The sequence below is a fragment of the Peribacillus sp. SIMBA_075 genome, from assembly GCF_046534585.1.
In genome coordinates this window covers 1-243 of record NZ_JAWRYN010001407.1, presented here as the reverse complement: position 1 = coordinate 243, position 243 = coordinate 1, and the positions used below count along the sequence as shown (strand labels likewise).

The window sequence follows — 243 nt, the reverse complement described above, 5'->3', positions numbered from 1 at the left end:
AGAACATCCGTTGATTTTCCCATCGCCGACACAACCACGACCACATCATGCACTTGTCATGGCGTGTGTCATTGCGGCGAGTTATTTTCTATTAAAAGAGCCGATTTTGAGCTTGTTTACGAATCTTCCTCAGCTGTTTGACGTCACATTGCGCTATGCAGATTGGCTTGTTCTTTATCCGTTTGCTGCTTGTTTTGGATTGGTGATTTACGGTGTATTTACAGGTGCGACAGAAATTGCCCC

1 protein-coding gene is annotated in these 243 nt (G+C 44.9%); it reads left to right on the top strand.

Going from position 1 to position 243, the window contains the following annotated elements; all coding sequences use genetic code 11:
- Nucleotides 1-58: 58 nt before the first annotated feature.
- Nucleotides 59-243 (top strand): MATE family efflux transporter (locus SB775_RS32975; protein ID WP_410865501.1); only part of this gene is annotated, 185 nt, incomplete at its 3' end.